The sequence below is a fragment of the Mycobacterium sp. DHQP2018-32-09 genome (genome assembly GCF_058148405.1).
The window spans coordinates 4,924-29,224 of sequence record NZ_JBYVYK010000034.1; the positions used below are offsets into that span (position 1 = coordinate 4,924).

At 70.9% G+C, this 24,301-nt stretch carries 27 protein-coding genes; 15 read left to right on the forward strand and 12 right to left on the reverse strand.

Going from position 1 to position 24,301, the window contains the following annotated elements:
- Positions 1 to 48: 48 nt before the first annotated feature.
- The 5 genes from AC30CM_RS17110 to AC30CM_RS17130 all read right to left on the reverse strand — a co-directional run bounded on the left by AC30CM_RS17110 (position 49) and on the right by AC30CM_RS17130 (position 5,133).
- Positions 49 to 1,008 carry an alpha/beta hydrolase gene (locus AC30CM_RS17110; RefSeq protein ID WP_490118093.1) on the reverse strand — a complete coding sequence of 320 codons (960 nt, stop codon included), beginning with the start codon at positions 1,006 to 1,008 and terminating at the stop codon, positions 49 to 51.
- Between the two features lie 190 nt (positions 1,009 to 1,198).
- Positions 1,199 to 2,008 carry an ABC transporter ATP-binding protein gene (locus AC30CM_RS17115; RefSeq protein ID WP_490118094.1) on the reverse strand — a complete coding sequence of 270 codons (810 nt, stop codon included), beginning with the start codon at positions 2,006 to 2,008 and terminating at the stop codon, positions 1,199 to 1,201.
- A 9-nt stretch (positions 2,009 to 2,017) separates the two neighbouring features.
- The gene (locus AC30CM_RS17120) at positions 2,018 to 3,055 is read right to left on the reverse strand and encodes an ABC transporter substrate-binding protein (RefSeq protein ID WP_490118095.1); all 1,038 of its coding nucleotides are present in this window, start codon (positions 3,053 to 3,055) and stop codon (positions 2,018 to 2,020) included.
- A gap of 19 nt (positions 3,056 to 3,074) precedes the next feature.
- Positions 3,075 to 3,977 carry an ABC transporter permease gene (locus AC30CM_RS17125; protein ID WP_490118096.1) on the reverse strand — a complete coding sequence of 301 codons (903 nt, stop codon included), beginning with the start codon at positions 3,975 to 3,977 and terminating at the stop codon, positions 3,075 to 3,077.
- A 130-nt stretch (positions 3,978 to 4,107) separates the two neighbouring features.
- Positions 4,108 to 5,133 (reverse strand): LacI family DNA-binding transcriptional regulator, encoded by a 1,026-nt coding sequence (locus tag AC30CM_RS17130; RefSeq protein WP_490118097.1) that lies wholly within the window; start codon positions 5,131 to 5,133, stop codon positions 4,108 to 4,110.
- A gap of 170 nt (positions 5,134 to 5,303) precedes the next feature.
- On the opposite strand from AC30CM_RS17130, the gene AC30CM_RS17135 reads away from it, so the two are divergent.
- From AC30CM_RS17135 to AC30CM_RS17145, 3 genes are read left to right on the forward strand one after another with little or no spacing between them, the layout of a single operon-like run.
- Positions 5,304 to 6,455 (forward strand): Gfo/Idh/MocA family protein, encoded by a 1,152-nt coding sequence (locus AC30CM_RS17135; protein WP_490118098.1) that lies wholly within the window; start codon positions 5,304 to 5,306, stop codon positions 6,453 to 6,455.
- Positions 6,452 to 7,660: a dihydrodipicolinate synthase family protein gene (locus AC30CM_RS17140; RefSeq protein ID WP_490118099.1), complete on the forward strand. Its 1,209-nt coding sequence runs from the start codon at positions 6,452 to 6,454 to the stop codon at positions 7,658 to 7,660. The genes AC30CM_RS17135 and AC30CM_RS17140 overlap by 4 nt, the downstream gene beginning before the upstream one ends.
- Before the next feature lie 17 nt (positions 7,661 to 7,677).
- Positions 7,678 to 8,529 carry a sugar phosphate isomerase/epimerase family protein gene (locus AC30CM_RS17145; RefSeq protein ID WP_490118155.1) on the forward strand — a complete coding sequence of 284 codons (852 nt, stop codon included), beginning with the start codon at positions 7,678 to 7,680 and terminating at the stop codon, positions 8,527 to 8,529.
- On the opposite strand, the gene AC30CM_RS17150 is transcribed toward AC30CM_RS17145, so the two are convergent.
- The gene (locus AC30CM_RS17150; protein ID WP_490118100.1) at positions 8,513 to 8,869 is read right to left on the reverse strand and encodes a hypothetical protein; all 357 of its coding nucleotides are present in this window, start codon (positions 8,867 to 8,869) and stop codon (positions 8,513 to 8,515) included. The two genes, AC30CM_RS17145 and AC30CM_RS17150, sit on opposite strands and share 17 nt — an antisense overlap.
- 17 nt (positions 8,870 to 8,886) lie before the next feature.
- Entirely contained in the window at positions 8,887 to 9,642 is a 756-nt protein-coding gene (locus AC30CM_RS17155; protein WP_490118101.1) for an enoyl-CoA hydratase, read from the reverse strand.
- A gap of 45 nt (positions 9,643 to 9,687) precedes the next feature.
- On the opposite strand from AC30CM_RS17155, the gene AC30CM_RS17160 reads away from it, so the two are divergent.
- Both AC30CM_RS17160 and AC30CM_RS17165 read left to right on the forward strand, forming a co-directional pair.
- A complete protein-coding gene (locus tag AC30CM_RS17160; protein ID WP_490118102.1) occupies positions 9,688 to 9,969 on the forward strand; it encodes a DUF2277 domain-containing protein in 282 nt (93 codons plus the stop codon).
- Positions 9,966 to 10,526 carry a DUF1802 family protein gene (locus tag AC30CM_RS17165; RefSeq protein ID WP_490118103.1) on the forward strand — a complete coding sequence of 187 codons (561 nt, stop codon included), beginning with the start codon at positions 9,966 to 9,968 and terminating at the stop codon, positions 10,524 to 10,526. Before AC30CM_RS17160 ends, AC30CM_RS17165 begins: the two co-directional genes overlap by 4 nt.
- Positions 10,527 to 10,535: 9 nt before the next feature.
- Here AC30CM_RS17165 and AC30CM_RS17170 read toward each other — a convergent pair whose 3' ends face one another.
- The 3 genes from AC30CM_RS17170 to AC30CM_RS17180 are packed head-to-tail and all read right to left on the reverse strand — an operon-like array spanning position 10,536 to position 13,245.
- Complete coding sequence (locus AC30CM_RS17170) at positions 10,536 to 10,901, reverse strand: MmcQ/YjbR family DNA-binding protein (RefSeq protein WP_490118104.1); 366 nt, start codon at positions 10,899 to 10,901, stop codon at positions 10,536 to 10,538.
- Positions 10,891 to 12,606: a CocE/NonD family hydrolase gene (locus AC30CM_RS17175; protein WP_490118105.1), complete on the reverse strand. Its 1,716-nt coding sequence runs from the start codon at positions 12,604 to 12,606 to the stop codon at positions 10,891 to 10,893. The genes AC30CM_RS17170 and AC30CM_RS17175 overlap by 11 nt, the downstream gene beginning before the upstream one ends.
- Before the next feature lie 51 nt (positions 12,607 to 12,657).
- Complete coding sequence (locus AC30CM_RS17180; RefSeq protein ID WP_490118106.1) at positions 12,658 to 13,245, reverse strand: DUF3558 domain-containing protein; 588 nt, start codon at positions 13,243 to 13,245, stop codon at positions 12,658 to 12,660.
- Between the two features lie 104 nt (positions 13,246 to 13,349).
- On the opposite strand from AC30CM_RS17180, the gene pptH reads away from it, so the two are divergent.
- The 3 genes from pptH to truB are packed head-to-tail and all read left to right on the forward strand — an operon-like array spanning position 13,350 to position 15,867.
- Entirely contained in the window at positions 13,350 to 14,312 is a 963-nt protein-coding gene (gene pptH, locus AC30CM_RS17185; protein WP_490118107.1) for an ACP phosphodiesterase PptH, read from the forward strand.
- Positions 14,309 to 14,968, forward strand: a complete 660-nt coding sequence (pptT, locus tag AC30CM_RS17190) for a 4'-phosphopantetheinyl transferase PptT (protein WP_490118108.1) — start codon at positions 14,309 to 14,311, stop codon at positions 14,966 to 14,968. Before pptH ends, pptT begins: the two co-directional genes overlap by 4 nt.
- Positions 14,965 to 15,867, forward strand: a complete 903-nt coding sequence (truB, locus tag AC30CM_RS17195; protein WP_490118109.1) for a tRNA pseudouridine(55) synthase TruB — start codon at positions 14,965 to 14,967, stop codon at positions 15,865 to 15,867. Before pptT ends, truB begins: the two co-directional genes overlap by 4 nt.
- A gap of 10 nt (positions 15,868 to 15,877) precedes the next feature.
- Here truB and AC30CM_RS17200 read toward each other — a convergent pair whose 3' ends face one another.
- Positions 15,878 to 16,315: a type II toxin-antitoxin system Rv0910 family toxin gene (locus AC30CM_RS17200; RefSeq protein WP_490118110.1), complete on the reverse strand. Its 438-nt coding sequence runs from the start codon at positions 16,313 to 16,315 to the stop codon at positions 15,878 to 15,880.
- 100 nt (positions 16,316 to 16,415) lie between these two features.
- Between AC30CM_RS17200 and AC30CM_RS17205 the strand changes: the two genes are divergently transcribed.
- Positions 16,416 to 16,856 (forward strand): type II toxin-antitoxin system Rv0910 family toxin, encoded by a 441-nt coding sequence (locus AC30CM_RS17205; RefSeq protein WP_490118111.1) that lies wholly within the window; start codon positions 16,416 to 16,418, stop codon positions 16,854 to 16,856.
- 7 nt (positions 16,857 to 16,863) lie between these two features.
- Here AC30CM_RS17205 and mntR read toward each other — a convergent pair whose 3' ends face one another.
- Complete coding sequence (gene mntR, locus AC30CM_RS17210; RefSeq protein ID WP_490118112.1) at positions 16,864 to 17,556, reverse strand: manganese-binding transcriptional regulator MntR; 693 nt, start codon at positions 17,554 to 17,556, stop codon at positions 16,864 to 16,866.
- A gap of 80 nt (positions 17,557 to 17,636) precedes the next feature.
- Between mntR and AC30CM_RS17215 the strand changes: the two genes are divergently transcribed.
- From AC30CM_RS17215 to bla, 6 genes are all read left to right on the forward strand, one after another.
- Positions 17,637 to 18,614 (forward strand): bifunctional riboflavin kinase/FAD synthetase, encoded by a 978-nt coding sequence (locus AC30CM_RS17215; protein ID WP_490118113.1) that lies wholly within the window; start codon positions 17,637 to 17,639, stop codon positions 18,612 to 18,614.
- Between the two features lie 131 nt (positions 18,615 to 18,745).
- On the forward strand, positions 18,746 to 19,015 hold the full coding sequence (gene rpsO / locus AC30CM_RS17220) for a 30S ribosomal protein S15 (RefSeq protein ID WP_490118114.1): 270 nt from the start codon (positions 18,746 to 18,748) through the stop codon (positions 19,013 to 19,015).
- Positions 19,016 to 19,067: 52 nt separating this feature from the next.
- Positions 19,068 to 19,565: an LppU family putative lipoprotein gene (lppU, locus tag AC30CM_RS17225; RefSeq protein ID WP_490118115.1), complete on the forward strand. Its 498-nt coding sequence runs from the start codon at positions 19,068 to 19,070 to the stop codon at positions 19,563 to 19,565.
- A 263-nt stretch (positions 19,566 to 19,828) separates the two neighbouring features.
- Complete coding sequence (locus AC30CM_RS17230; RefSeq protein ID WP_490118116.1) at positions 19,829 to 22,126, forward strand: polyribonucleotide nucleotidyltransferase; 2,298 nt, start codon at positions 19,829 to 19,831, stop codon at positions 22,124 to 22,126.
- Entirely contained in the window at positions 22,104 to 23,405 is a 1,302-nt protein-coding gene (locus tag AC30CM_RS17235; protein ID WP_490118156.1) for a M16 family metallopeptidase, read from the forward strand. Before AC30CM_RS17230 ends, AC30CM_RS17235 begins: the two co-directional genes overlap by 23 nt.
- Entirely contained in the window at positions 23,402 to 24,298 is an 897-nt protein-coding gene (bla, locus tag AC30CM_RS17240) for a class A beta-lactamase (RefSeq protein WP_490118117.1), read from the forward strand. Before AC30CM_RS17235 ends, bla begins: the two co-directional genes overlap by 4 nt.
- The last annotated feature ends 3 nt before the right edge of the window (positions 24,299 to 24,301 follow it).

Genomic DNA, 24,301 nt, shown 5'->3' on the forward strand with positions numbered 1-24,301 from the left:
GAGTGCACACCCCGTGCCCGCCGCCGGACCGTCGTCGCGCGGCTCCCGTCAGGCGCCCAGCGTGGCCTGGATGTCGCCCTTCATGGCGGCCAACTGTCCACCCCAGTAGCCCCATCCGTGGGTGCCGTTGGGCGGGAAGTTGAAGGTGCCGTTGCGGCCGCCCGCGGCTTCGTACTGCCGCTGGAAGTTGCGGTTGCTGTCCAGGGTGATGCCTTCGAGCAGCTGGCCGGCGACGTCGCCGCCGCCGCCCAGATCGCCGGGGATGCCGGTGCCGCAGTACACCCAGATGCGGGTGCCGTTGCCGACCAGCCTGCCGACGTTGACCGTGGGGTCGTTGCGCTGCCACGCCGGCCCGCCGCCCAGCCCCCACATCGACAGCGCGTTGAAGCCGCCTGCGTCACCCATGGCCACGGTGACCAGCAGGGGCCACAGGCCCTGGGAGAGGTTGAGGTATCCCGACAGCGATGCGGCGTAGCGGAACTGGTCGGGGTGGTAGGCGCCGAGCGTCAGGGCCGCGCTGCCCGACATGGACAGGCCGACGACGGCGTTGCCGCTGGGCGAGATGCCCTTGTTGGCGGCCAGGTAGGCGGGCAGTTCCGAGGTGAGGAACGTCTCCCACTGGTAGTTGTAGGTGGTGCCGTTGCCGACGGCCGGTCCCTGCCAGTTGGTGTAGAAGCTCGACATGCCGCCCACCGGCATGACCACCGAGACGCCGGATTCGAAGAACGTCTCGAAGGCGTTGGTCTCGATGTCCCAGCCGTTGTTGTCGTCGCGGGCCCGCAGCCCGTCGAGCAGGTACACGGCCTTGGAGCCGCCGCCCTGGAATCGCACGGGGATGTCGCGGCCCATGGCGGGCGAGGGCACCATCAGGGTTTCCACCGGTAGGCCGGGTCGGGAGAATGCCGACGCCGTCGCGGTCTGGCCGGCGATGGCGAGCAGCCCGGGCAGCAGGATGGCCGCGAGGGCGACCGCCAGCAGGCGTCGCGGTACGTGGCGCAGAGGTGTCATCGAGTGTGCAGCCGTTCGATCTGGCGCGCCGTGCGGCGCGGCGTACGAGGGAGGTCCGTGCACCCGGGCGCAGCGTCGCGGCCGTGGGCGTCGCGGTCACTCCCGGCGGGTGGGTGCCGCTGCCAGACATGTCGCTGCGCGGACCCGATCCGTTACGCCGCGGCCCGGGTCCCGCCGCCGGCCTCCGCGGTCAGTCCGCGGGGCCGGGGCTGCCCAGCAGGGCGCGCACCCGGTTGGCGACGGAGATGAACTCGGGACGCTCCATGGTGGCGCCGTAGTCGCGCTGTGCGGGCAGGTCGACGTCGAGGATCTCGACGATGCGGCCGGGCCTGGGACTCATCACGACGACGCGGTTGGCGAGGTAGACGGCCTCGGCCACCGAGTGCGTGACGAGCACCACGGTGGTCTGGGTCTCGCGCCAGATGCGGTGCAGCTCGACGTTCATCTTCTCCCGCGTCAGCGCATCGAGGGCCCCGAAGGGTTCGTCCATGAGCAGGACGTCGGGTTCGTGCAGCAGCGCCCGGCACAGCGAGACGCGTTGCTGCATGCCGCCGGACAGTTCGTAGGGCATGGCGTCGGCGAACCCGGTGAGGCCCGTCATGTCCAGCAGGTGGTCGCAGCGGCGGGCGGCGGCCTGCCGGGACATGCCGCGCATCTCGGCTTGCAGCAGGATGTTCTTGCGGACGTTGCGCCATTCCAGCAGCGCGGCTCGCTGGAACACGTAGCCGATCTCGCGTTGCGGGCCGCGGACGGTCCTACCCCGCAACCGGACGTCGCCGCGGCTCGAGTCGGTGAGCCCGGCGATCACCTTGAGCAGGGTGGACTTGCCGCAGCCCGAGGGGCCGGCGATGGTGACGAACTCGCCGTCGGCGATGGTCAGGTCGACGTCGGTGAGCGCGGTGGTGGTGCCGCGTTTGGAGGAGAACGTGACCGCGAGGTCGGAGATGGCGATGGCGGCGGGGGCGACGCCGGTGCCGGCGTCGACGGTGGCGGTGGTCATGCCCGTCGCCTACTGCTGGTCGCCGCGCGGCGTGAACGACGATGCCCAGTACTCGTCGGGGGCCTTGGCCGACTGCAGCAGCCCGGCCTCGTTCAGCGTGGCGATGGTGGAACTCCAGTCCTGCTCGGCGTTCACGCCCGGGGCGCGGCCCGCGGTGGCCGGGGTGGTCAGCAGCGGGATGGTCTCGCGCCACTGTTCCAGCAGCACACCGCGCGGGGGCATCTGCGGATCCTTGCCCGCCATGGCGTCGACGGCCGCCTCCGGGTTGGCCGCCGCGGCGGCGAAGGCCTCGCTGGTGGCGTCGAGCATCGACTGGACCAGCTGCGGGGAGTCGTCGATGGTGCGCGTGCTTGCGATCAGCCCGTTGCTGTAGAAGTTCAACCCGGCGTCGGAGTACTTCAGGTAGCGCACCTCGCGTCCGCTCTTGTCGGCGATGGTGGGCCCCTGGTCGTGGGCGAAGCCGATGAGGCCGTCGACCCGGCCGGACATCATGGCCGACATCTTGCCCGCGGCGTCGAGGCTCTGCTGCGTGACCTGGTCGGCGGGCACGCCCACCTTGTCGAGGTAGATGGGGAACGTGGTGGTGGGGGCGTCGCCTGCGGACACGGCGATGGTGCGGCCGGCGAGGTCCTGCGGGGTCTCGATGCCGGAGTCGGCGAAGACCTGGACTGCCGACGGCGTGGTCTGCAGGAACACCCCGGTGCTCTTGACCTTGACACCCTTGTCGACGTTGGTGAGCACCGCGGGCGTGTCGGCCCAGCCGAAGTCGACCTGGCCGGACCCGACGGCCTGCACGGTCTTGGTGGAGCCCTGACCGGCGTCGATGGTGAGGTCGATGCCGTGCTTGGCGAAGATGCCCTCCTGTACGCCGTAGTAGAACGGGGCGTGTTCGCCGTAGGGATACCAGTTGAGCATCAGCGTGGCCTGGGTCGCCGAACCGTCGGCGGCAGTGGACTTCTCGGGCTCGCTGCCGCCACAGGCGGACAGGGCCACGACGGTGGCGGTGGCGGCCGCGGCGATGGTGGCGGCGCGTCGTAGGAACGTCATCTGGCGGTCTCCTGGTGGGTCAGGCGGCTGGGGTGGTTGAGGAGGGCGTGCTTGAGGAGGGGGTGGTCGAGGAGGTGGTGCGGCGCGAGGAATGCCATGGGATGAGCAACTTCTCGGCGATCTCGATGATCGCGAACAGGACGATGCCCAGCGCCGACATGATGATCAGCGCGGCGAACAGCATTGCGGTGTCGACGTTTCCGTTGGCCTGCAGGATGACGTAACCCAGTCCCTCGTTGGAGCCCACGAACTCGCCGACGACGGCGCCGGTGACGGCCAGGGTGGCCGCGACCTTGAGGCCGGACATCAGCTGCGGTAGCGAGGCGGGGAGCCGGATCTTGAGGAACGTCTTGACCTTGCTGGCGCCCATGGTGGAGGTGAGTTCGAGGATCTCGGGATCCACCGAACGCAGCCCGGCCAGGCCGGAGATCACGATGGGGAAGAACGCCATGAGCACGGCGACGAGGATCTTCGGCGACGTGCCGAAGCCGAGCCAGACGATGAACAGCGGGGCGATGGCGATCTTCGGGATCACCTGGGCGAACAGGATGAGCGGGTAGACGGTCTTCTCGACGTTCGACGAGTAGACCATGAGCACGGCGACCAGTTCGCCGACCACCGCGGCGATGAGGAAGCCGATCACGGTCTCCCAGGTGGTGACCCAGGTGTTCTGCGCCAGGTAGGCGGCGTTGTCGGTCGCGGTGTGCCAGGTGTCGGCGGGCGACGGCAACACGTAGGGCGCCACCAGTTCGGCCGCCGTGACGGCCCACCACGCGGCGAGCAGTACGACCAGCAGCAGGGCGGGACGCCACAGCCCGGCGAGGGCGGCGCGCAGGGATGGGGTTCGGCGGGGTCGGGCTGGCGCCGGCTTCGACGCCGGTCGCGCGGTGTCGGGCGGCCCGGCCGGAGCGGATACGGCCATCAAGGTCCTCGGGTCGAAGGTGCGGGCGGGAGCACCGCCCTGGGAATGCGCTTTCCGAAGCTCGTCCGACCCTAACGTGATGCAGCGCACACTGTCAACGACTCCGGTCGCGCGGCACGTCGGCCGCGGCTCAGATCCGGGTGCTGTCGCGCAGGATGACCCTCCCGGGGACGCGACGGCGCAGGTCGTCGGCGTCGGGCTCGGGGCACAGCGCCAATTCGACTGCGTGCCTTCCGATTTCCTCGAGCGGCAACGCCACCGTGGACAGGCTGGGAGTGAAGTCGCGCAGCGTGGGAATGTCGTCGAACCCGGCGACGCACACGTCGCGGGGCACCTCGAGGCCCAACTCGCGCCAGGCGGCGATGGCTCCGATGGCCATCACGTCGGTGACCGCGAAGACGCATACCGGTGGGGCGTCCGACCCGGGCGTGAGGTGCAGCGCGGCGGCCAACCGGTGCGCCGCCGCATGCCCTCCGTCGCGGGTGAACCCGCCCGACACCTCGACCAGCGGGGTAAGGCCCAGCGCGGCGAGCGCCTCCACGAAGCCGTTGCGGCGGTCGACCGACGTGCGGATGTTCGCGGGGCCGCCGATCACGGCGAACTGGCGGTGGCCCGCGGCGACCAGGCTCTGGGCCAATCGTCCCGAGGCGACGTGGTTCTCGGGCTCGACGGCGCCGCCGAAGGCCAGCGGCTGGCCGATCACCACCACCTGCCCGCCGTTGGCGCGGTAACGACCGAACTCGGTCTCGATGTCCCGGTCGAGGTGACCGCTCTGGCGGGAGCCGGCCAGCAGGATGGCGTCGGCGCGGTGTGCGATGAACGTGCTCACGGCGTCGCGTTCGATGTCGAAGTCGCGATCGGTGCTGGCCAGCAGCACCTGCTTGGACGCGGTGCGCGCGGCGGCCTGGACCCCGCGGGCGATCGAGGAGAAGTACGGGTCGGCGATGTCGTGCACGATGAGGCCGAGCAACCCCGTCGAGGCTCGCGCCAAGGCCTGGGCCTGCGCGTTCGGGACGTATCCGAGTTCGCGGGCCGCCGCGCGGACGCGGTCGGCGACGTGTTCGCCGGGAACGCGGGCCGACCCGTTGAGCACCCGCGACGCGGTGGCCTGGGACACGCCGGCCAGGGTCGCGACGTCCTGCAGGGTCACCGCCACGGGGTCACCGCCATGGGGTCACCGCCATCTTCACCCTCCGGGACCTGCCGATCGGTTGCGCTGCTTGACCGGCAGCCGGAGATCAGCTTACCGTGGAAAGCGCATTCCGAAGTGCAATCGTCCGCACTCGCGCGGCGTCGTCGACGGCCGCGCCAACCCACGGAGCACACATGTCACGACACACGACGCTGCGCATCGCCATGAACGGCGTCACCGGACGCATGGGATACCGCCAGCACCTGCTGCGGTCCATCCTGCCGCTGCGCGACACCGGCCTCGCCCTGCCCGACGGCAGCACGGTTCACGTCGAACCGATCCTGGTGGGCCGCAACGCCGACCGGCTCGCCGACATGGCCGCCCAGCACGGCGTCGAACACTGGACCACCGACGTGGCCGCGGTGATCGCCGACCCGGACGTCGACGTCTACTTCGACGCGCAGCTCACCTCCCGTCGCGTCGAGGCGCTGACCGCCGCCATCAAGGCGGGCAAGCACGTCTACACCGAGAAGCCGACGGCCGAAACCCTCACCGACGCCATCGAACTCGCCCGCATGGCGCAGAACGCCGGCGTGGTGGCGGGGGTCGTCCACGACAAGCTCTATTTGCCCGGTCTGGTCAAGCTGCGCCGCCTGGTCGACGAGGGATTCTTCGGTCGGATCCTGTCCCTGCGCGGCGAATTCGGCTACTGGGTGTTCGAGGGTGACGGCCAGGCCGCGCAGCGGCCCAGCTGGAACTACCGCGCCGAGGACGGGGGTGGCATCACCGTCGACATGTTCTGCCACTGGAACTACGTGATGGAGGGTCTGCTGGGCCCGGTGCGGGCGGTCACCGCCAAGGCCGTCACCCACATCCCCACGCGGTGGGACGAGGCCGGCGACCCCTACGAGGCCACGGCCGACGACGCCGCCTACGGCATCTTCGAGATCGACGGCGGCATCATCGCCCAGATCAACTCGTCGTGGGCGGTGCGCGTCTACCGCGACGAACTCGTCGAATTCCAGATCGACGGCACCCACGGGTCGGCCGTCGCGGGGCTGCGGCGCTGCGTGGCGCAGCAACGCGCCCACACGCCCAAGCCGGTGTGGAACCCCGACCTCCCGGTCACCGAGCGGTTCCGCGACCAGTGGCTCGAGGTGCCAGCCAACGCAGACCTGGACAACGGGTTCAAGCTGCAGTGGGAGGAGTTCCTGCGTGACGTGGTGGCGGGCCGCCCGCACCGCTTCGGCCTGCTGTCCGCGGCGCGCGGCGTCCAGCTGGCGCAGCTGGGGTTGCGCAGTTCGGTCGACGGCGTGCGCGTCGAGGTCCCGGAGATCGTGCTGTGACCGGCCTCGACGTCAGCACCGCCGGGCACACCGACACCGAGGTGGTGCTGCCGCTCGACGGCACCCTGCGACGTCACCGGCTCGGGTCGCCAGGCCCCTGGCGGCGGCCCGAACGCCCCATCGTGAGCCGCATCGCCTACGCCGCCGCACACGTCGTCCCGCGGGTCACCGCCGACACGACCCCCGGGGCGCCCGCCGACCTGGACTGGGACGCCACGCTCGCGTTCCGCCACGACCTGTGGTCCTACGGGCTCGGGGTCGCCGACGCCATGGACACCGCCCAGCGCGGCATGGGGATGAGCTGGCAGGCCACCGTCGAACTGATCCGCAGGAGCGGGCGGGAGGCCGCCGCGGTGGGTGGTCGACTGGCGTGCGGGGCGGGCACCGATCAGCTCGACGTCGCCGACGTGCCCGCGGGCGCCCGCGGGCTGGCGATGGTCGCCGACGCCTACCGGGAGCAGATCGCGGTGGTGCGCGAGGCCGGCGCCGACGTCGTGCTGATGGCGTCACGCGCGCTGGCGGCGGTGGCGCGGACGCCGCAGGACTACCTGACCGTCTACGACGCCGTGCTGGCCGCCGTCGACCGCCCGGTGATCCTGCACTGGCTGGGTGAGATGTTCGACCCGGCCTTGCGCGGCTACTGGGGCAGCACCGACGTGGCCGCGGCGACCGAGACGTTCCTGGCGCTCATCGCCGATCATGCCGACGCCGTCGACGGCGTGAAGGTGTCACTGCTCGATGCCGCGCACGAGGTGGCGCTGCGACGCGCGTTGCCGCCGGGCGTGCGGCTGTACACCGGTGACGACTTCAACTATCCCGAACTCGTGGTGGGCGACGGCGTCGCGCACTCCGACGCCCTGTTGGGCATCTTCGCCGCGATTCACCCCGCGGCGTCGACGGCGCTGCAGGAGCTCGACGCCGGGCGCCCGGCGCGGGCCCGCGAGATCTTGGAGTCCACGCGGGCGCTGGGCCGGCTGGTGTTCGAGGCGCCGACGTACTACTACAAGACCGGCATCGCGTTCCTGGCCTGGCTCAACGGACACCAACCCGCGTTCGCGCTGGTGGGGGGGCTGGCGTCGGGTCGGTCGATCACGCACCTGTCGCGCGTGTTCGTCCTCGCCGACGCGGCCGGGCTGCTGCTCGATCCCGGACTGGCGGCACATCGCATGCGAATGTTGTTGAGCGTCAACGGGATCGACCAGTGACGGGTGCCGATCCCGGAATGTCCGGCTGTGCCAGGCTGTCGCTGAACACCAAGACCACCAACTCGTGGACCCTGCGCGAGGCGGTGGAGGGTGCGGCGGCCGCCGGGGTGGGCGCCGTGGGGCTGTGGCGCGACCGCGTGGCCGAGGCGGGCCTCGCCGACGCCGCACGCATCCTGTCCGACAACGGCATCCGCGCGTCGAGCCTCTGCCGGGGCGGCTTCCTGACCGGGATCGACGACGCCTCGGCGGTGCTGGACGACAATCGGCGGGCCATCGACGAGGCGGCCGCGCTGGGCGCCCCCGAGCTGGTGATGGTGGTGGGCGGCGTTCCCGATCGGGATCTGGCGGGTGCGCGGGCACGCGTGGCCGAGCGGCTGGCGATGCTGGCGCCGTACGCCGAGCAGCGTCGGGTGCGGCTGGCGCTGGAGCCCCTGCACCCGATGTACTGCGCCGACCGCGCCGTCATCTCCACGCTGGCGCAGGCCCTGGCGCTCGCCGCCCCGCATCCGGCCGAGGTCGTCGGCGTCGTGGTCGACACCTTCCACGTGTGGTGGGACCCCGAGCTGGCGGCCGGGATCGCCGCGGCCGGTCGGCAGGGGCGCATCAGCAGCTATCAGGTCTGCGACTGGCTGGTGCCGATGACGGCCGACCCGCTGCTGTCGCGCGGCATGATGGGCGACGGCGTCATCGACTTCGCCGCGATCGGTGCGATGGTGGCCGACGCCGGCTACCGCGGCGACGTGGAGGTGGAGATCTTCAACGCCGACGTGTGGGCGGCCGATCCGGCCGAGGTGCTCGCCACCATGACGCGGCGTTACCGGGAGTTGATCGCGCCATCGCTCTCCCCGCGGCTCACGTCGCGGAGCTGACCAGCAGGATCCCGCCGAGCAGGTTGCCCAGGACGAGCACGGCGATGCCCGCCAACGGCCACCCGAACATCGTGGTGCGTTTGCGCGCCGCCACCAGCACGCCGACCAGCGCCACCAGCACACTCGCGCCGATGCCGCCCCAGGCGCACGCGTAGGCCAGGGCGATGGTCGCCGCGTTGCACTGGTGGGTGGTGCCGCAGCTGTCCAAGCCCATGACGGCGAACATCGACACCACCAGGGCGACGCCGCACAGCACCACCAGCAGCACCGAGAACAGCGGCGTGAGCACCAGGTCGAGCGTGGTGAACGGTCGCTTCTGCGGCGGTGCCGGGTCGTACATGCCGACGACCCTAGCGGTCAGCGCACCTGTTGGCGGCCGCGTTCGACGACCGCGGCGCGGCTGGCGGCGATGTCGTCCCCGGTGGTCACGCGCATCCACTGCGTGGCGGCCTGCGCCTCCAGCCACAGCCCGGCGGCGGTCTGCTGCTCGTCGATGCGGTGGTAGGACTCCAGCAGCGCGCGCACGGACTTGGGGTTGTTGCCCACGATCGACGCCGCCACGCGCCGGGCGGTGGGCAGCAGCTCGTCGTGAGGGACCACCTCGGTGACCAGACCGGCGCGCAGCGCGTCCTCGGCCGACAGATAGTCGCCGGTGAGGCTCATCCGGCGCGCCATGCCGATGCCCACCTTCTGCGGCAGCCGCACCGAGAGGCCCCACGTCGGGAGCAGACCCACGCGGGCATGGGTGTCGGCGAAGCGCGCGTGCTCGGAGGCGATCAGGATGTCGCAGTACAGCGCGATCTCCAGGCCGCCGGTGACGGCGGCGCCGTTGATCGCCCCGATCACGGGCGTGCCCATGGCCGGCCACTTGGGGGAGATGTCGGGCAGCTCGGTGGTGTCGCCGAGTTCCTTGAGGTCCAGGCCCGCGCAGAACACCGGATCCGAGCCGGTGAGGATCACCGCGTCGACGTCGGCGTCCGCCTCGGCGTCGCGCAGCGCCCCGAACAGCCGCGTGCGCAGCTCGGCCGACAGCGCGTTGCGCGCCTGGGGCCGGTTGAGCACCAGGGTGCGGACGCGGTCGGTGGTGTCGATGAGCAGAACGTCGTCGGTCATGCCGACACCGTATCGGGCCCACCGTATCCGGCTTATCGTGGACGCATGTGCCGCAACATCACCGAGTTGCGAGGTCTGGAACCCGCAGCCACCGACGAGGAGATCGAGGCCGCCGCCCGGCAGTACGTCCGCAAGGTCAGCGGCGTCACGCGCCCCACCGCTGCCAACGCCGATGCCTTCGAGGCCGCCGTCGCCGAGGTCACCGCGACCACGATGCGGCTGCTGGCCGCGCTGCCCGCCCGCAGGCAGCCGCCCAAGACGGTGCCGCCGCTGCGCCGTCCCGAGGTCCGCGCGCGGCTCGCCGCGGCCGACCTGCGCACCCGGTGAGCGCCCCGGCGCTCGTCCCGGCGCTCAAGGAGTGGGGCGCCGCGGTACACGCCATGCTCGACGGCAGGCAGACGGTGTTGTTGCGCAAGGGCGGCATCCACGAGAAGCGCTTCGACGTGACGGCCGACCGGTTCGTGCTGTTCCCGACGGTGGCGCACGCGCACGCCGAGCGGGTGCGCCCCGAGCACCGCGACCTCGTGGCGGCCGGCGCGGCAGACAGCACCGAGGAGGCCGTGACCGTGCGGGCGGGGGCCAGGGTGGTCGCCGCCGTCGCCGTCGAGCGACCCGAGGAGCTGCACGCCATCGCCGACACCCACGTGTGGACCGCCGCCTCGGTGCGCGAGGACCGGCTGGACTTCCGGCCGCGGCATCGGCTGACGGCGCTGGTGGTGGCGGTGCACCCGCTCGTGGAACCGGTCACCCTGGCCCGTACGCCCGCCTACCGCGGATGCACCAGCTGGGTGGACCTGCCGGTGACGCCGACGTGGGGCCCGCCGGTGCACGGCGAGGACCACCTGCGTGACGTCGCGGCGCGCGTCGCCGCCGCGGTGGGGTGACCGCCGGGGTTAGACCGGCAGCCGGTCGGAGCGCCGTGCCACCAGTGCGTCGGCCGCCGTCAGGCGCCACGCCTCGAAGACGAGTTCGGCCAGCTCGTCGCGCGCCACGCCCCCCAGGTGCACCACCACCCAGCCGAAGGTGGCCGTGGTGAACTGCACCTCGAACACCTCCGGCCGCTCGGCGACGAGCGCCCGCTGCTCGTCGTGGGTCTGCCGCAGTCCGACGGTGTCGGTGCGCGGCCACAGGTAGCCGAGCGTGCGCCCCGACACCGCGAACTTCGCGTAGGCGTCGTGGTCGGTGCGTACCACCTCGTCGAGCTGGCTCATCAGATCCTCGACGTCGGCGACGCCGCAGCCCGGCCGGCTAGTGGGCATGGCGATGGTTCTCCGGATGGGTCTCCGGATGGGTCTCCGGATCACCCACCGGCAGCACGACCGACGAGATGCCGCCGGCACCGTGGTGGATGGCGTGCGTGGCAGTCGCGAGCCGACGGCCGGTGGCCAGCGGTTCGCCGGTACCGAGATTGCGCGCGTAGCGCGGGTGCGAGCCGCCTGCGACCAGCACCCGGATGCGTGAGCCCGCGCGGAATCGGTGCGCGGTGGCATCGAGTTCCAGACGCACCGTGCCGGCGTGGGCGTCCGGTGCGGGCCTGCGGAAGCCGTCGGTGACGTTGCGCGAACGTCCGTCGGGGTCGACCTCGCTGATCCGCACGAAGACGTCACGGTGGGGGTTGTCGCAGGAGTGTGCCAGTTCGACGACCGGGGCGCCCAGCACGTAGAGGTCGGCGGTCAGGGGTGCGCCGGTGAAGTCGGCGACGTCGGCCCGCAGTGCCAACGCCGCGTCGTCCCGGTAGCCGCCCTGCGGGGAGAGCAGCCGGCCGCCGATGGTGGGGGTGGGGTCGGCGGGGTCGTAGGTGAACGTCGACGGGGCGGCGTCGGCCGGCGGTGCCACCTCGGCGAGTCCGTGGGCGGGCTGCAGGTACAGCACGAGGTCGCTCGTGGCGGGCGGCCACTGCGGCAGGTCCAGCCACCCGCTCTGATGGACGTGAGCGCGCACCGGGGGCCGAGGCGGCGCCTGCCCGTCGGCGAGGTGCTCGGCGAGCCAGTGCAGCGACTCCCGCAGCACGGCGGCGCCGCCTCTGGACATGACCTGGGCGTGCGTCCAGGAGCCGACGGTCAGCGCGGTGGGCACGCCGCGCTCGCGCAAGGCCGCGTACTGGGCGAGGGTCTGTTCGAGGAAGAGGTCCTGCCAGCCACCGATCAGCAGCACGGGAACGTCGACGCGATCCAGGGCGGTGCCCAGCGAGATGGCGTCCCAGAACGGGGGATCGAGTTCGGGGTCGGCGATCCACGACTCCCACCACGGCCCGCCCTCGCCGAGCAGCGTGCGCCCGGCCTCGCCCAGCGGCAGCTGCCCCGCGGTGCGTCCGACGACGCGGTTGGCCCTGGCCTGGCGGACGAGCATGCGCAGCCGGCCGGGCTCTTCCTGGTGGCTCACCATGTCGGTCCAGCCGAGGAAGTCGTTGACCGTGAAGGCGCCGGTGCCCCACGTGGCGGCGCGGAAGTCGTGCGGGCCCACGGTGACGATGGCCGCGCGTAGTTCCGGCGGCGGATCGACCATCAGCGCCCACTGCGTGTAGCCCAGATAGGACAGCCCCATGGTGGCGAACGTGCCGGTGAACCAGGGCTGCTCGCGCAGCCAGGCGACGGTGTCGGCGCCGTCGTCGACCTCGTGGACCATCGGCGCGAACTCGCCGCCCGAGCCGAACGTGCCGCGCACGCTCTGCAGCACCACGTGGTAACCACGGGCGGCGTAGGCCGAGCCGAACGTGGTGGCGAACGGGAAGCGCCGCCCGTAGGGTGCGCGCACCAGGATGGTGCCCGCCGCCCGGTCGTCGGGGCGCGCGGTGTCGGGGCGCGCGGTGTCGGGGTGGTAGACGTCGGCGAGCAACTCCACGCCGTCGCGCATCGGCACGCGCACGGCACGGTGCACGGTGTAGGTGGTGGTGGGTGGCGGCACCGAGAGCAGGCGCGCCAGCGCCCGGTTCTTCAGCGGGGGCGTGCGGACGTCGGAGGGCACGTCTGCAGGCTACTGACCGTCGTACCGATCGTCCGGGCGCACCCGTCGCGCTCAGAACTTGTAGTACGGGACCAGTTGGTTGGCGCGGTCCAGGTTGGTCTGCAGGCAGTCGACGTCGTTGGCGGAGTAGGTGGGGGAGTAGAAGATCGACTGCTGCAGGACGCCGTAGCTGGTCTTGAAGGCGATCATGCAGGTGACCCACCACCGGTTGTTCCAGTCGGTGGGCTTCATGATCCAGAACTGGGCGGCGCGGTGGCCGCCGATCTCGAGTTCGACGGCGTCGGCGGGCAGCGTCTGCTCGTAGGTGCGCCAGACGAAGGCCTCGACCGCCATCTGGTAGTTGCCCGCGTCGTAGTGGCAGCGCAACCCGTCCTCGGGGATGGGCGGCGTGAACGCCAGGCCCAGCCGCTGCACCACGTCGAGCGGGATGTCGGCGCACGGGTCGAAGGGGCGCGGGTCGACGGTCTCGATGACGGGCCACTTGATGCTGGAGGACACCGCGGGCAGCGGGATGGCCGTCGAGCGCAGGTCCACGGAATCGGCGCCGAGGCCGCCGATCGGGTTGGTCTGGCACACCACGACCGCGGCGGCGAGGAGCGCACTGACTCCCGTCAGCAGGCGGAGTCGGGCGATTCTCATCGACAGGAGTGTACAAGTCGGCGGCGCCCGCGAGGCGAGGAAATCAGAACATGTTCTAGTTGCCGGGACGGAGTGCCGCCGACGCACGAGTAGGCTGGACGGTTGTGTCTGCACCATCACGGGAACATCGGCACCCGACCCTGTGGGCGGTCAGCGACCTGCACATCGGTCACACCGGCAACAAGCCGGTCACCGAATCGCTGTATCCCGCCACGCCCGACGACTGGCTGATCGTCGCGGGCGACGTCGCCGAACGCACCGACGACATTCGCTGGTCACTGGATCTGCTGCGCAAGCGGTTCGCCAAGGTCATCTGGGTGCCCGGCAACCACGAGCTGTGGACCACCACCAAGGACCCGATGCAGATCTTCGGGCGCGCGCGCTACGACTACCTGGTCGACATGTGCGACCAGATGGGCGTGGTGACCCCCGAGCACCCCTATCCGGTGTGGACGGAGGAGGGCGGTCCGGCCACCATCGTGCCGATGTTCCTGCTCTACGACTACTCGTTCCTGCCCGACGGCACGGCCACCAAGGCCGAAGGTCTGGCGGTGGCGCGGGAGCGCAACGTGGTGGCCACCGACGAGTTCCTGCTGTCGGCGGAGCCGTACGCCACGCGCGACGCCTGGTCGCACGACCGCGTGGTGCAGACCCGCAAGCGCCTCGAGGACCTCGACTGGATGACGCCGTCGGTGCTGGTGAACCACTTCCCGATGGTGCGTGAGCCCTGCGATGCGCTGTTCTACCCGGAGTTCTCGCTGTGGTGCGGCACCACCGCCACCGCGGACTGGCACACCCGGTACAACGCCGTCTGTTCGGTGTACGGCCACCTGCACATCCCGCGCACCACGTGGTACGACGGCGTGCGCTTCGAAGAGGTGTCGGTCGGTTATCCGCGGGAGTGGCGGCGCCGCAAGCCGTATCGCTGGCTGCGCCAGATCCTGCCCGACCCGCAGTACCCGCCGGGATACCTCAACGAGTTCGGCGGGCACTTCGAGATCACGCCGGAGATGCGCGAGAGCGCGCAGAAGGTGCAGCAGCGGATCAAGGACAGGCGGTTGCGGTGAGTCTGCTGACGAGTGTGGTGCCCGACGTCGTGGTGACCTCGGAGGTGTACGCCGACCCCGAGGGGCTGACGCCGTTGCCGGAGGAGGAGCCGCTCATCGCGCGCGCGGTGGCCAAGCGGCGCAACGAGTTCGTGACGGTGCGTCATTGCGCCCGTCGGGCGCTCGGTGAACTCGGCATCGGACCGGTGCCGATCCTCAAGGGCGACAAGGGCGAACCGTGCTGGCCCGACGGGGTCGTCGGCAGCCTCACCCACTGCGAGGGCTTCCGCGGCGCGGTGGTGGGCCGGGCGACCGACGTGCGATCGGTGGGCATCGACGCCGAACCACACGACGTGCTGCCCAAGGGCGTCCTGGACGCGATCAGTCTCCCGGCCGAGCGCGCGGCCATCGGCGAACTCGGCGGCGGACTGCACTGGGATCGAATCCTGTTCTGCGCCAAGGAGGCGACGTACAAGGCCTGGTTCCCGCTGACGCATCGCTGGCTGGGGTTCGAAGACGCCCACATCGCGTTCACCCCCGACGAGACCGGGCGGGCCGGCACGTTCACGTCGCGCATCCTGATCGACCCGGCCGCCGAGCACGGCCCGCCGCTCGAGGTGCTGCGCGGCCGGTGGACGGTTCGCGACGGGTTGGCGCTGACGGCGATCGTGCTGTGAGCACCCCGCCGCAGCCCGGCATCGTCGTCGTCGACAAGCCCGCCGGGATGACCAGTCACGACGTCGTGGGTCGGTGCCGGCGCGCGTTCGGCACCCGCAAGGTCGGCCACGCGGGCACGCTCGACCCGATGGCGACGGGCGTGCTGGTGGTCGGCATCGAGCGGGCCACGAAGATCCTCGGCCTGCTCACCGCCACCGACAAGTCCTACGCCGCGACCATGCGGCTCGGTCGGACGACGTCCACGGAGGACGCCGAAGGCGACGTGCTGCACACGGTCTCGGCGGCGCACGTCACCGAGTCCGACGTCGAGCGCGCGGTGGCCGCACTGCGCGGCGACATCGCCCAGGTGCCGTCGACGGTCAGCGCCATCAAGGTCGGCGGCGAGCGCGCCTACAAGCTCGCCCGCGAGGGCAAGGCGGTGGACCTGCCCGCGCGACCCGTGCGCATCGACCGGTTCGACGTGCTGGCGGTACGCCGCATCCACGTCGACGGCGCCGATCTGGTGGACGTCGACGTGGTGGTCGACTGCTCGTCGGGCACCTACGTGCGCGCGCTGGCCCGCGACGTCGGAGCCGCGCTGGGCGTCGGCGGGCACCTGACGGCGTTGCGGCGCACCCGGGTCGGCGGCTTCACCCTGGACCGGGCGCGCACCCTGGATCGGCTGGCCGAGGCCCCGACGCTGAGCCTGTCGCTGGACGAGGCGTGTCTGGCGTCGTTCCCGCGCCAGGAGCTGTCCGCCGCCGACGCCGAGTCCGCGCGGCACGGACGGTCGCTGCCCGCGCAGGGGCACGCCGGGACCTACGCCGCCACGGCGCCGTCCGGCGAGGTCGTCGCCTTGCTGCGCGACGAGGGAGCGCGCACCCGGTCGGTGGTGGTGATCCGGCCCGCGACGCTCTAGGTCGCGACATCTAGGCCGGGGCGTAGAGCTGCTCGAACGTCTTGATCGAGCGTTCGATGTCGCCCTTCACGGCGCGGGCGGCGGCCATGCCGATGGGCCCGAACAGCGGCGCACCGCCCAGGTCGACCTTGACGGTGAACGCGCAGCCCGCCTTGGCCGGTCGCACGGTCATGGTGAGCGCGTACTTGGCACCGCCCACGCCGTCGCCGGTGATCTCCAGCCGAGCGGGCGGCTCGAATGCGCGGACGGTCCACGTGACGCGGTTGCGCATGCCCTTGGCGCCCGCGACGCCGACGATGGTCGAGCCGACCGCCAGTTCCTCGGGCAGCTCCGAACGCCACCCCTGGTGCATGCACAGCCAGTCGCCGAGGGTCGACAGCTCGGACACGTGCGCCCACGCCTCGTCGGGGGAGAGCGCCAGCGTGCGGGACAGCTCGAGTTTCGCCATGCACGGATGGTAGGGCGCGACCGTCCGGGTTACGGCCACCGGATTCGGGTTATCCGGGCGTCGGGAGTTCGCAGCCAGGCAGGGAGAGGACCGTCACGACATGGGACACATCGAGGCGACGCGGGTACTGACGGCCAGCCCGGAGGCGCTGTGGGCGCGGGTCGCGACCCCGGCATCGTGGGGTGAGTGGTTCACCATCCACGACGAGTGGGTCGAGGAGCCGCCGGAGTACCTCGGTGCGGGCGCGCACCTGTCGGCGAAGATCCACATGCTCGGGATGGTCAACAAGATCGAGTGGACGGTCGAGGCCGCGGACGCTCCGCACCGCCTGGTGGTCAGCGGTACGGGCATGGCCGGCGTGCGGGCGAGGTTCACCTTCACGATCGAGAGGGCCGAGATCCATTCGCGCATCACGGTTTCCGGCGACTTCGAGGGCGAGGTGGCCGAGGGTGCGCTGGCGCACGACGTCGAGACCGACGGCAGGCGGCAGCTCGACCGCAGCCTGGAGGCGCTCGACGCGTTGGCCGCGGCGACGGCGTGAGGGACGGTCAGCCGACGACCCAGATCGCGTCGGCCGCGGGGCTGCCGAGGTCCACCGTGATGGCCTCGGAGCCCGCCCTGTCGACGGCGACGGAGATCATGCCGGCGAAGTCGCGGCGGGCGACCACGCGCAGCTGCGAGTCCAGGCTGATGCCCACGCTGTCGAAGTAGCGCAGCATCTCGGGGTCGGCGTCGGAGATGCGGGCCACCACGCCGGCGTCGCCGTCGTGGCAGGCCGACAGTTGCCGGGCGTCCGGGGTGGGCACCTGGCCGTCGGCGGCCGGGATCGGATCGCCGTGGGGGTCGCGCGTGGGGTGGCCCAGCTTGGCGTCGATGCGGTCGAGCATGCGGTCGGACACCGCGTGCTCGAGGATCTCGGCCTCGTCGTGCACCTCGTCCCAGCCGTAGCCCAGTTCGTTGACCAGGAAGGTCTCCATCAGCCGGTGTCGACGCACCATGGCCAGCGCCGCGCGGCGGCCGGCGTCGGTGAGCGTCACCGCACCGTATTTCTCGTGGTTCACCAGGCCCTGGTCGGCGAGTTTGCGGATCGATTCCGACGCGGTGCTCGCGGACACGCCGATGCGTTCGGCGAGCATCTTGGTGCTCACCTTGTCGGGTGACCACTCCTGCGCGGTCCAGATGACCTTGAGATAGTCCTGAGCCACGGACGACAGGTCTCGAGTGCTCTCGGCGGGGCTCACGTTCTCAGAGTTTAGGCAATCATCACCGCATCCGGGGATCCGGCGAGCCCGCGCCGGGGTGTGCGTCGTAGGGTGGCGGTGTGCAGCGCTGGCGGGGCCAGGACGAGATCCCCACGGACTGGGGCAGGTGCGTCGTCACCATCGGTGTGTTCGATGGTGTGCACCGAGGACATGCCGAGTTGATCAACCATGCCGTGAAGGCGGGTCGGACGCGCGGCGTGCCGACGGTCCTCATGACGTTCGACCCGCACCCGATGGAAGTGGTGTTCCCCGGCAGTCACCCCGCGCAGCTCACGACGCTGACGCGGCGGGCGGAACTGGTCGAGGAACTGGGTGTCGACGTCTTCCTGGTGATGCCGTTCACCACCGACTTCATGAAGCTCACCCCCGAGCGCTACATCCACGAACTGCTGGTCGAGCGGTTGCACGTCCTGGAGGTCGTGGTGGGCGAGAACTTCACGTTCGGCAAGAAGGCGGCGGGCAACGTCGCCATGTTGCGCAAGGCAGGCGAGCGGCTGGGGTTCGCCGTCGAGTCGATGTCGCTGGTCGCCGACCACCACTCCGCCGAGACCGTGACGTTCTCGTCGACCTACATCCGCGCCTGCGTCGACGCCGGTGACATGGTCGCCGCGACCGAGGCGCTGGGTCGGCCGCACCGCGTCGAGGGCGTGGTGGTGCGCGGCGACGGGCGCGGCCGCGGGCTGGGCTTCCCGACCGCCAACGTCGCTCCTCCGATGCATTCGGCCATCCCCGCCGACGGCGTGTACGCCGCATGGTTCACGGTGCTGGGGCACGGCCCGGTGATGGGCACCGTCACGCCGGGGGAGCGCTACCAGGCCGCGGTGTCGGTGGGCACCAACCCGACGTTCTCGGGGCGGACCCGGACCGTCGAGGCGTTCGTGCTCGACAACGAGGCCGACCTCTACGGGCAGCACGTGGCCGTCGACTTCGTGGCGCGCGTGCGCGGCCAGGAGAAGTTCGACTCGGTGGACGACCTCATCGCCGCCATGGAGGGCGACACCGCTCGGGCCCGCGGCATCCTGCGCGAATCCCTCTGAGCTGCGTCGTCGGATTCGCAGCGGGCAGGCGGCGACTGCTATGCTCGCCGCCGACCTGGGGCGTGCTGTAGTTCGCGGTGGCCGCCCCGCGGGTCTCGTTTTCCTCGCGGACCGATGGATGGAGTAATTCCGTGGCGCTCACCGCCGAACAGAAGAAGGAAATCCTGGGCCAGTACGGCCTGCACGACACCGACACCGGCTCGCCGGAGGCTCAGGTCGCGCTGCTCACCAAGCGCATCTCCGACCTCACCGAGCACCTCAAGCAGCACAAGCACGACCACCACTCGCGTCGTGGCCTGCTGCTGCTGGTCGGTCGTCGGCGGCGGTTGCTCAAGTACGTCGCAGCCGTCGACGTCGCGCGGTACCGCTCGCTGATCGAGCGTCTGGGCCTGCGTCGCTGATCTCGTCGACGGGGCCTCGTCGGGCGTTGCCGGCTCGGTAGCCGGCGCGGTCGTGCCGAACCTGCGTGCGGTGTTCCCGCTCGCGATCGTGGCGGCGGTCGTGATCACCGGATCCTCCGGTTGCTCGTCGACCGCCGCCACGACCATGCAGGTGGGTGACTGTCTGCGGGTGGGGGGCCCACCCGACCGACTCGACGTCGTCGGCGCCGCGTGCGGCAGCCCCGAGTCCAGCTTCAAGGTCGTCGAGGTGGCGCAGGGGGCCGACGAGTGCCCCTCCGACGTCGATTCGTCGTACTCCACGAGCGCGTTCGACGGGTCCACCCGGACGGTGTGCCTGGACGTCGACTGGGTGGTCGGCGGCTGCATGAGCGTCGACCCGGGCGGCGCGGCCGATCCCTACCGCGTCGACTGCGCCGACGCCGCGGCCCCGCATCGGCAGCGCGCCACGCAGATCCTCCGGCACGTCGCCGACCCGAACCAGTGCGGCAGTGGGATGGGTTATCCCTACGACGAGCGCCGCTTCACGGTGTGCGTCGAGGGCGTCACGTGAAGTCGGTCGTCGGCCGGCATGTAGCATGGACACGTTTTGAACCAGTAGGTCAAGACGTTTGGTGCGGTTGGCGCATGTCCGCCCGACCGTTCCAGTGTGTCACCGAAAGAGCCCGGTATCGCATGGGCGGTCTTCGGTAGTGGCTGCCGGGGCTGGCATCCGGCCGCTTCGATCGACGGCCGTCAGGACATCCCCGGGATTTCGCAGGGCGCACGAAAGAGGGTGCGAGCACGCACGAGAATCAGAGAGGCCTGACAAGAGTCATGTCTGCAGTAGAGATTGAAGACGGCGTCTACGAATCGACCGCCGTCATCGACAACGGGAGCCTGGGCTCCCGCACCATCCGTTTCGAGACCGGGCGCCTGGCGCGTCAGGCCGCCGGGTCCGTCGTCGCGTACCTCGACGACGAGACCATGCTGTTGTCGGCCACCACGGCCTCCAAGAACCCCAAGGACCACTTCGACTTCTTCCCGCTGACGGTCGACGTCGAGGAGCGCATGTACGCCGCGGGCCGCATCCCCGGCTCGTTCTTCCGCCGCGAGGGCCGGCCGTCCACCGACGCCATCCTCACCTGCCGACTCATCGACCGGCCGCTGCGCCCGTCGTTCGTCTCGGGTCTGCGCAACGAGATCCAGGTCGTGGTGACGGTGCTGAGCCTGGATCCGAAGGACCTGTACGACGTCGTGGCCATCAACGCCGCGTCGGCGTCGACGCAGCTCGCCGGGTTGCCCTTCTCCGGCCCCGTCGGTGGCGTGCGCGTCGCGCTGATCGACTCGCAGTGGGTCGCGTTCCCGACCAACGAACAGCTCGAGAACGCCGTGTTCGACATGGTGGTGGCGGGTCGCGTGGTCGAGGGCGGGGACGTCGCGATCATGATGGTCGAGGCCGAGGCCACCGAGAACGTCATCGAGCTGGTGGCCGGCGGCGCGGGCGCCCCCACCGAGGCCGTCGTGGCCGAGGGCCTCGAGGCCGCCAAGCCCTTCATCGCGGCGCTGTGCAAGGCCCAGCAGGAGCTGGCCGATGCGGCGGCGAAGGAGACCGGCGACTACCCGGTGTTCCCCGACTACCAGGACGACGTCTACTACTCGGTGGCGTCCGTGGCGACCGACGAGCTGGCCAAGGCGCTGACCATCGCCGGCAAGCAGGAGCGCGAGGAGCGCACCGACGAGATCAAGGTCGAGGTGCTCAACCGGCTCGCCGAGACCTACGCGGGTCGCGAGAAGGAGATCGGCGCCGCGTTCCGGTCGCTGACCAAGAAGCTGGTGCGCCAGCGCATCCTCACCGACCACTTCCGCATCGACGGCCGCGGCATCACCGACATCCGCGCCCTGTCGGCGGAGGTCGCGGTGATCCCGCGGGCGCACGGCAGCGCGCTGTTCGAGCGCGGCGAGACCCAGATCATGGGCGTCACCACCCTCGACATGGTGAAGATGGCCCAGCAGATCGACTCGCTGGGCCCCGAGACCAGCAAGCGCTACATGCACCACTACAACTTCCCGCCGTACTCGACCGGTGAGACCGGTCGCGTGGGCTCGCCGAAGCGTCGCGAGATCGGCCACGGCGCGCTGGCCGAGCGGGCGCTGATGCCGGTGCTTCCCAGTGTCGAGGAGTTCCCGTACGCCATCCGTCAGGTGTCGGAGGCGTTGGGCTCCAACGGCTCCACGTCGATGGGTTCGGTGTGTGCGTCCACGCTGTCGCTGCTCAACGCCGGCGTGCCGCTGAAGGCGCCGGTGGCGGGCATCGCGATGGGCCTGGTGTCCGACGACGTCGAAGTCGGGGACGGCAAGACCGAGCGTCGCTTCGTCGCGCTGACCGACATCCTGGGCGCCGAGGATGCCTTCGGCGACATGGACTTCAAGTGCGCGGGCACCAAGGACTTCGTCACCGCCCTGCAGCTGGACACCAAGCTCGACGGCATCCCGTCCCAGGTCCTGGCCGGCGCGCTCGCGCAGGCCAAGGACGCGCGCATCACCATCCTCGAGGTGATGGCCGAGGCCATCGACGCCCCCGACGAGATGAGCCCGTACGCGCCGCGCATCACCACCATCAAGGTGCCGGTCGACAAGATCGGCGAGGTCATCGGGCCCAAGGGCAAGATGATCAACTCGATCACCGAGGAGACCGGCGCGTCGATCTCCATCGAGGACGACGGCACGGTGTTCGTCGGTGCGTCCAACGGCGAGGCGGCGCAGGCGGCGATCGACAAGATCAACGCCATCGCCAACCCGCAGCTGCCCAAGGTGGGTGAGCGGTTCCTCGGCACGGTGGTCAAGACCACCGACTTCGGCGCATTCGTGTCGCTGCTGCCGGGTCGTGACGGCCTGGTCCACATCTCGAAGTTGGGGCGCGGCAAGCGCATCGCCAAGGTCGAGGACGTGGTCAAGGTCGGCGACAAGCTGCGGGTCGAGATCGCCGACATCGACAACCGCGGCAAGATCTCCCTGGTCCTGGTGGCCGAGGAGGACGCGGCGGGGGCCGCGGCGACCGACGGTGCCCCGGCCGACGGTGCGTCGTCGGATGCCGCTGCTGCACCTGCCGATGCCGCGAACGTCGACAGCTGACTCGGTACGGCGCGCAACCCTCCCCGGGGGGTTGCGCGTCGTCACGGAGTACATCCCGTCGGTGCACTCGGCTTCGGTCGGGTTGTGGGTCGGCGTCGGATCGCGCGACGAGGGACCCACGGTGGCCGGTGCCGCGCACTTCCTCGAGCACCTGCTGTTCAAGTCGACACCCACGCGGTCGGCCGTCGAGATCGCGCAGGCGGTCGACGCCGTCGGCGGCGAGTTGAACGCGTTCACCGCACGCGAGCACACGTGCTACTACGCCCACGTCTTGGACGCCGACCTCGAATTGGCGGTCGACCTGGTCGCCGACGTGGTGTTGCGCGGCCGCTGTGCGGTCGACGACGTCGAGGTGGAGCGTGACGTGGTGCTCGAGGAGATCGCCATGCGCGACGACGATCCCGAGGACACCCTGTCCGACGTGTTCCTGTCCGCGATGTTCGGCGGCCACCCGGTGGGCAGGCCGGTGATCGGCAGCGTCGAGTCGGTCTCGGGGATGACGCGCGCCCAACTGCATTCGTTCCACGTCCGCCGTTACACCCCGGAGCGCATGGTGCTCGCGGTGGCAGGCAACGTCGACCACGACGAGGTGGTGCGCCTGGCGCGCCGCTACTTTCGCGGTCATCTGGAACGTGGCCGGCGGCCGGTGGATCCGCGCCGCGGTGCGGGTCGGGTGCCCGGTGAGCCCACGTTGGAATTCCTCAACCGGGACACCGAGCAGACCCACATGTTCCTCGGCGTGCGCACCCCGGGCAGGCACTGGGAGCATCGCTGGGCGCTGTCGGTGCTCAACGGTGCGCTCGGTGGTGGGCTGAGTTCACGTCTGTTCCAACAGATTCGGGAGGCGCGAGGGTTGGCGTACTCGGTGTATTCGACGGTCGACACGTTCGCCGACGCAGGTGCGCTCTCGGTCTACGCCGGGTGCTTGCCCGAGCGGTTCGACGAGGTGGTCCGGGTGACCAGCAGCGTGCTGGAAGACGTTGCCGCCAACGGCATCACCGAGACCGAGTGCCGCATCGCCAAGGGGTCGATGCGGGGCGGGTTGGTCCTCGGTCTGGAGGACTCCGCGTCGCGGATGCACCGACTGGGCCGCAGCGAGTTGAACTACGGCAGCCACCGCAGCATCGCCAAGACCCTCGAGTTGATCGATGCCGTCACCGTCGACGAGGTGAACATGGTTGCCCGGCAGCTGTTGTCGCGTCCGTTCGGCGCAGCGGTGCTGGGGCCGCACCGGTCCAAGCGGTCGCTGCCCGCCACGTTGAAGGCGTTGGCGAGTTGATCGGCCGTCGCGGGTTCGTCCTCGGCGGGGCGGCGTTGGCCGTCTTGGCGGCCGCGCCGCGGGCCGCCGCGGCACCGGCGGATCCGCTGGCAGATCAGCTGGCTCGGCGCATCGCCGACGTCGAACGCGAGCACGGCGCACTGGTGGGGCTGTATGCGACCAATCTGGACTCCGATCGGGTGGTCGCCCATCGCGCCGACGAGCCGTCCGCGATGTGTTCGACGTTCAAGGCGTACGCCGCCGCGCGGGTGCTGCAACTGGACGCGGCGGGCCGGCTTCGCCTCGACGATCGCGTGCCGATCACGGCCGACGACATCCTCCCCAACTCCCCGGTCACCGAGACCCGCGTGGACGACACGATGACCATCGGCGAACTGTGCGCCGCCGCGTTGCAGCGCAGCGACAACGCCGCGGCCAACGGGCTGTTGCGCATCATCGGGGGACCCTCGCGCATCACCGAGTTCGCTCGCGGCATCGGCGACGACCGCACTCGCCTGGATCGGTGGGAGGTCGAGCTGAACACCGCGATCCCCGGCGATCCCCGGGACACCAGCTCCCCGCGGGCGCTCGGTTCGGGGTACGTCCGCATCCTCACCGGGGACGTGCTGGCGCCGCCGCAGCGCAACCAGCTCGACGCGTGGATGCGGGCGAACCAGACCTCCAGCATGCGCGCGGGGCTTCCGGACGGGTGGACCAGCGCCGACAAGACCGGCGCGGGAGACTATGCGACGGCCAACGACGTCGGCATCGCCTACGGTCCCGGCGGCGAGCGACTGCTGCTGGCGGTGATGCTGCGCACCGCCGCGGGCGGTCCCGACGCCCCGACGCTGCGCCCGGTGGTCGGCGAGCTGACGGCGGCGGTGGTGCCCTACCTGCTGGGGCGCGACGGCTGACGC

Excerpts from the sequence above, each read along its gene's own strand:
- AC30CM_RS17110 (WP_490118093.1), bottom strand. The coding sequence starts at position 1,008 with ATGACACCTCTGCGCCACGTACCGCGACGCCTGCTGGCGGTCGCCCTC.
- AC30CM_RS17115 (WP_490118094.1), bottom strand. The coding sequence starts at position 2,008 with ATGACCACCGCCACCGTCGACGCCGGCACCGGCGTCGCCCCCGCCGCC.
- AC30CM_RS17120 (WP_490118095.1), bottom strand. The coding sequence starts at position 3,055 with ATGACGTTCCTACGACGCGCCGCCACCATCGCCGCGGCCGCCACCGCC.
- AC30CM_RS17125 (WP_490118096.1), bottom strand. The coding sequence starts at position 3,977 with ATGGCCGTATCCGCTCCGGCCGGGCCGCCCGACACCGCGCGACCGGCG.
- AC30CM_RS17135 (WP_490118098.1), top strand. The coding sequence starts at position 5,304 with ATGTCACGACACACGACGCTGCGCATCGCCATGAACGGCGTCACCGGA.
- AC30CM_RS17145 (WP_490118155.1), top strand. The coding sequence starts at position 7,678 with ATGTCCGGCTGTGCCAGGCTGTCGCTGAACACCAAGACCACCAACTCG.
- AC30CM_RS17150 (WP_490118100.1), bottom strand. The coding sequence starts at position 8,869 with ATGTACGACCCGGCACCGCCGCAGAAGCGACCGTTCACCACGCTCGAC.
- AC30CM_RS17155 (WP_490118101.1), bottom strand. The coding sequence starts at position 9,642 with ATGACCGACGACGTTCTGCTCATCGACACCACCGACCGCGTCCGCACC.
- AC30CM_RS17160 (WP_490118102.1), top strand. The coding sequence starts at position 9,688 with ATGTGCCGCAACATCACCGAGTTGCGAGGTCTGGAACCCGCAGCCACC.
- AC30CM_RS17170 (WP_490118104.1), bottom strand. The coding sequence starts at position 10,901 with ATGCCCACTAGCCGGCCGGGCTGCGGCGTCGCCGACGTCGAGGATCTG.
- AC30CM_RS17180 (WP_490118106.1), bottom strand. The coding sequence starts at position 13,245 with ATGAGAATCGCCCGACTCCGCCTGCTGACGGGAGTCAGTGCGCTCCTC.
- AC30CM_RS17200 (WP_490118110.1), bottom strand. The coding sequence starts at position 16,315 with ATGGCGAAACTCGAGCTGTCCCGCACGCTGGCGCTCTCCCCCGACGAG.
- AC30CM_RS17205 (WP_490118111.1), top strand. The coding sequence starts at position 16,416 with ATGGGACACATCGAGGCGACGCGGGTACTGACGGCCAGCCCGGAGGCG.
- AC30CM_RS17230 (WP_490118116.1), top strand. The coding sequence starts at position 19,829 with ATGTCTGCAGTAGAGATTGAAGACGGCGTCTACGAATCGACCGCCGTC.
- AC30CM_RS17235 (WP_490118156.1), top strand. The coding sequence starts at position 22,104 with ATGCCGCGAACGTCGACAGCTGACTCGGTACGGCGCGCAACCCTCCCC.